At 61.9% G+C, this 4,137-nt stretch carries 7 protein-coding genes; all 7 read left to right on the top strand.

Annotated elements, in window-relative coordinates; all coding sequences use genetic code 11:
• Positions 1-708 (top strand): molecular chaperone DnaJ (gene dnaJ / locus EN994_RS20610; RefSeq protein WP_127307770.1); only part of this gene is annotated, 708 nt, incomplete at its 5' end.
• A gap of 167 nt (positions 709-875) precedes the next feature.
• A complete protein-coding gene (pmtA, locus tag EN994_RS20605; RefSeq protein WP_013528588.1) occupies positions 876-1,481 on the top strand; it encodes a phospholipid N-methyltransferase PmtA in 606 nt (201 codons plus the stop codon).
• 164 nt (positions 1,482-1,645) lie between these two features.
• Positions 1,646-2,242, top strand: a complete 597-nt coding sequence (locus EN994_RS20600) for an NADPH-dependent FMN reductase (protein WP_063169676.1) — start codon at positions 1,646-1,648, stop codon at positions 2,240-2,242.
• Positions 2,239-2,937, top strand: a complete 699-nt coding sequence (pyrF, locus tag EN994_RS20595) for an orotidine-5'-phosphate decarboxylase (protein WP_013528590.1) — start codon at positions 2,239-2,241, stop codon at positions 2,935-2,937. Before EN994_RS20600 ends, pyrF begins: the two co-directional genes overlap by 4 nt.
• A 32-nt stretch (positions 2,938-2,969) precedes the next feature.
• On the top strand, positions 2,970-3,257 hold the full coding sequence (locus EN994_RS20590; RefSeq protein ID WP_063169675.1) for a DUF1330 domain-containing protein: 288 nt from the start codon (positions 2,970-2,972) through the stop codon (positions 3,255-3,257).
• A gap of 245 nt (positions 3,258-3,502) precedes the next feature.
• Entirely contained in the window at positions 3,503-3,823 is a 321-nt protein-coding gene (locus EN994_RS20585) for a metalloregulator ArsR/SmtB family transcription factor (RefSeq protein ID WP_013528592.1), read from the top strand.
• On the top strand, positions 3,820-4,137 hold a 318-nt coding region (locus EN994_RS20580), incomplete at its 3' end, for an SRPBCC domain-containing protein (protein WP_127307769.1). The genes EN994_RS20585 and EN994_RS20580, both read left to right, overlap by 4 nt.

Genomic DNA, 4,137 nt, shown 5'->3' with positions numbered 1-4,137 from the left:
GCGTCGATCTCGTGCTCTGAATGTTCGGGCAGCGGCGCCAAGCCCGGCACCCAGCCCGTCACCTGCTCGATGTGCAACGGCCACGGCAAGGTGCGCGCCACGCAAGGTTTCTTCTCGATCGAGCGGACCTGCCCGCAATGCCAGGGGCGCGGCCAGACGATCAAGGATCCGTGCCCGAAATGCGCCGGCCAGGGCCGCGTCACCGAGGAGCGTTCGCTGTCGGTCAACATCCCGGCCGGCATCGAGGACGGCACCCGCATCCGCCTTGCCAATGAGGGCGAAGCCGGCCTGCGCGGCGGGCCCTCGGGCGACCTCTATATTTTCCTGGCGGTCAAACCGCACGAGTTCTTCCAGCGCGACGGCGCCGATCTCTATTGCAAGGTGCCGATCTCGATGACGACGGCAGCCCTTGGCGGCTCCTTCGAGGTGACGACGCTGGACGGCACGCAGACCAAGGTCAAGGTGACCGAAGGCACACAGAACGGGCGCCAGTTCCGCCTCAAGGGCAAGGGCATGCCTGTGCTGCGCCAGCCCAATGTCGGCGACCTCTACATCCAGACCGCGGTCGAGACGCCGCAGAACCTGACCCGGCGCCAGCGCGAACTTCTGGAGGAGTTCGAACAGCTCTCCTCGCAGGACAATTCGCCTCAATCGAGCGGCTTTTTCGCCCGTATGAAGGATTTCTTCGAGTCTTTCGGCGAGCGTTGATGCACTTTGGCCCGCGTAAGCCGATTTGCCACGCGTAAATCCTTGAATCGCGTCACCCCTTGAGACGCGACGAAAATTATCTTATCCACGACATGCGTCCGGCCGCGCCTTGCCTAGCACCGCTCAGGTGCTAAGTAACTTTGCGGGGAGCGCTGAGGAGAGCTTGCATGACACGTGGCCCTGGACTGCGGAAGGCGCTTGTCGAAAAGTTCGACGACGAACTCAAATTCTTCAAGGGCTGGATCGACAAGCCGAAGACGGTTGGCTCGATCGTGCCGACCAGTTCGATCACCGCGCGCAAGATGGCCTCGATCGTCAATCCTAAATCCGGCCTGCCAGTGCTCGAGGTCGGTCCCGGTACCGGCGTCATCACCCGCGCCATCCTCGCCCAGGGCGTACGCCCCGAAAACCTCTACGCTGTCGAATATTCCACGGATTTCGTTCGTCACCTGCGGCGGCTCTATCCCGGCGTCAACGTCATCGAGGGCGACGCCTTCAACCTCAACGCCACGCTTGGCGACAAGAGCGGGATGATCTTCGATTCCGTCGTTTCGGGCGTGCCGCTGCTCAACTTTCCGGTCGCCCAGCGCATCGCCTATATCGAGAGCCTGCTCGACCGCATCCCGGCCGGACGGCCGATCGTGCAGTTGACCTATGGCCCGATGTCGCCGATCCCACCCGGCCGCGGCAATTATACGGTCAAACATTTCGATTTCATCCTCCGCAACATTCCGCCGACGCAGCTGTGGATCTATCGCCGCGAAGCGCACTAGTGAGAAGGGAATAAGGCAATAGGGGAGTAAGGGAGTAGGGATGAAGGGTTCCATTTCCAGGCTATTTTCTACTCCCATATTCCCTACTGCCCTATTCCCCTATCCTATCCAGCCGTTGATTTGAGCCGTCCTTGGCTGTACCTGTCCGGGAACAAGGGTGGCCAATGGCAGTGATCCCGAAAATCCTCGTCTTCGCCGGCTCGGTGCGCAGCGGCGCCTATAGCGGCAGGGCCGCCGACGTGGCGCAAAAGGAACTCGCCATGCAAGGTGCCGAGGTGACCCGCATCTCGCTCGCCGAATACCCCCTGCCGATCATGGACGAAGACCTGGAAAAGGAAAAAGGCGTTCCCGAAAACGCCCAGAAACTCGGCCGTCTCATCATGGCCCATGACGGGCTGCTGATCGCCACGCCCGAATATAACGGCTCCATTCCGCCGCTGCTCAAGAACACGATCGACTGGGTGAGCCGGGTGCGCAGGGATGGTGGCCGGCCAGTCAGGCCGCTGGCCGGCAAGGTCGTTGGCCTTTGCTCGTCCTCCAACGGGCACTTTGCCGGTATCCGCTGCATCAACCATCTGCGCGCGGTGCTGGTGCGTTGCCAGATGGAGGTGGTGACGCCGGAATGCTCGGTGCCCGACGGCGGTGACGCCTTCGACGAGGATGGAAATTTCCGTGACGAAAGACTGCACAAATCGATGGAGCACCTATGCCGCACGCTGATCGAGACCTCGCGCCTGCTGTCCACCCGGATCGAGGCATGATCGCCAATAGCATGCGCGACCGGCTCATCGTCGGCCTCGACGTGCCGACAGTGAAGCAAGCCGAGCAGGCAGTGCGCGAACTCGACGGCATCGTCTCCTTCTACAAGATCGGCTACCAGCTTGCCTTCGCCGGCGGGCTCGACTTCGCCAGGGAGCTGGCCAGCGGCGGCACCAACGTCTTCCTAGACATGAAGCTGCTCGACATCGACCACACGGTGGCCAAGGGTGTCGAGAACATCGTCAAGATGGGCGTGACCATGCTGACCATTCACGCCTATCCCAAGGCTATGCAGGCCGCCGTAGAGGCGGCCAGAGGCAGCGACCTTTGCCTGCTTGCCGTCAGCGTTCTGACCTCGATGGACGAGCAGGACATGATCGACGTCGGCTATGAGTACGATCCGCATACGCTGGTGCTTAGGCGCTCGGAACAGGCGCTGCATGCCGGCATGGGCGGCATCGTCTGCTCGGCCGCGGAGGCCGAGGCGGTGCGCCGGATCGTGGGACCCGACATGGCGGTGGTGACGCCCGGCATCCGGCCGGCGGGCAGCGACCATGGCGACCAGAAGCGTGTGGTGACGCCGGGCCAGGCGATTCGCAACGGCGCCAGCCACCTCGTCGTCGGCCGTCCGATCATTGCTGCGGCCAACAAACGGGAAGCGGCCGAAGCCATCCTCGACGAGATGCGCTCGGCCTGAGATTTCCAGGAACAAGTTCGGAGACCAAGAAAATGCCCAAAGGATATTGGATCGCTCGTGTCGATGTGCGCGACGCGGAAGGCTACAAGGACTATGTCGCCGCCGCCAAACCTGCCTTCGAGCGCTTCGGGGCGAAGTTCCTGGCGCGCGGCGGCGAGTACGAAAAGGCCGAAGGCCCCGGCCGCGCACGCAATGTCATTATCGAGTTCGAATCGCTGGCTGCCGCACACGATTGCTACCATTCGCCGGAATACCAGCGCGCCGCCGCCATTCGCCAGAAGGTCGCCGACGGCGAAATTGTCCTGGTCGAGGGCGCCTGAGGTCCCCTGCAAGCATAGTTCCGGTTTTAGCCGGAGACGTGCTCAAAATCGGATAGAGCCTGGCGGCGTTTGAAGCCCCGCAGGCTCATTTTACATATCTTTGCTCCGCGATTTCACGGTGATCTGCCTGGCGCAGTTGCCAGGTGCGGAGCCGTGCCGACGAGCGGTCATTCAACGCCGGTCGGATTGCCGGTTGACATGCAGGTATTTACCTGCATATTATGCCTTACAACAGAGTGAGGCAGATGGACGCCGACAAGGTTTTCAAAGCGCTGGGCGACCCGACACGCAGAAGGCTGCTTGACCTTCTGTGCGAGCAGAACGGGCAGACGCTCGGTCAGCTTTGCGATCATCTGGACATGGCCAGGCAATCCGCCACCCAGCACCTCGACCTGCTGGAGGCGGCCAACCTGGTGAGCACGGTCAAGCGCGGCCGCGAAAAACTACATTTCATCAATCCCGTGCCGCTGCACGAAGTCTACGAGCGCTGGGTACGGAAATTCGAACGGCAGCGGCTCAGCCTGCTGCACGACCTGAAGCAGGAACTCGAAGGAGAAGACCAATGACCACCAGAGAGACCACGAGCTTTGTCTACGTGACCTATATCCGCTCGACGCCGCAGAAGGTGTTCGAGGCGATAATCAAGCCCGAGATCGCAAAGCGCTACTGGGGCCACGAGAACGTCTCCGAATGGACGCCGGGCTCGAAATGGGAACACATCCGCGCCAATGACGAACGGACCGTCGAACTCGTCGGCAAGGTCGTCGAGATTTCGCCGCCGACCCGCCTCGTCATCACCTGGGCGAACGCTTCGCAGGCCGACGATCCGTCGAAAACCAGCCGGGTGACGTTCGCCATCGAGGAATACGACACCATGGTG

Source organism: Mesorhizobium sp. M7A.F.Ca.CA.002.09.1.1, from assembly GCF_003998555.1.
GTDB classification, from domain to species: domain Bacteria; phylum Pseudomonadota; class Alphaproteobacteria; order Rhizobiales; family Rhizobiaceae; genus Mesorhizobium; species Mesorhizobium ciceri.
The sequence above is the reverse complement of the archived record's forward strand: the minus strand, read 5'-3'. Positions and strand labels throughout refer to the sequence as shown.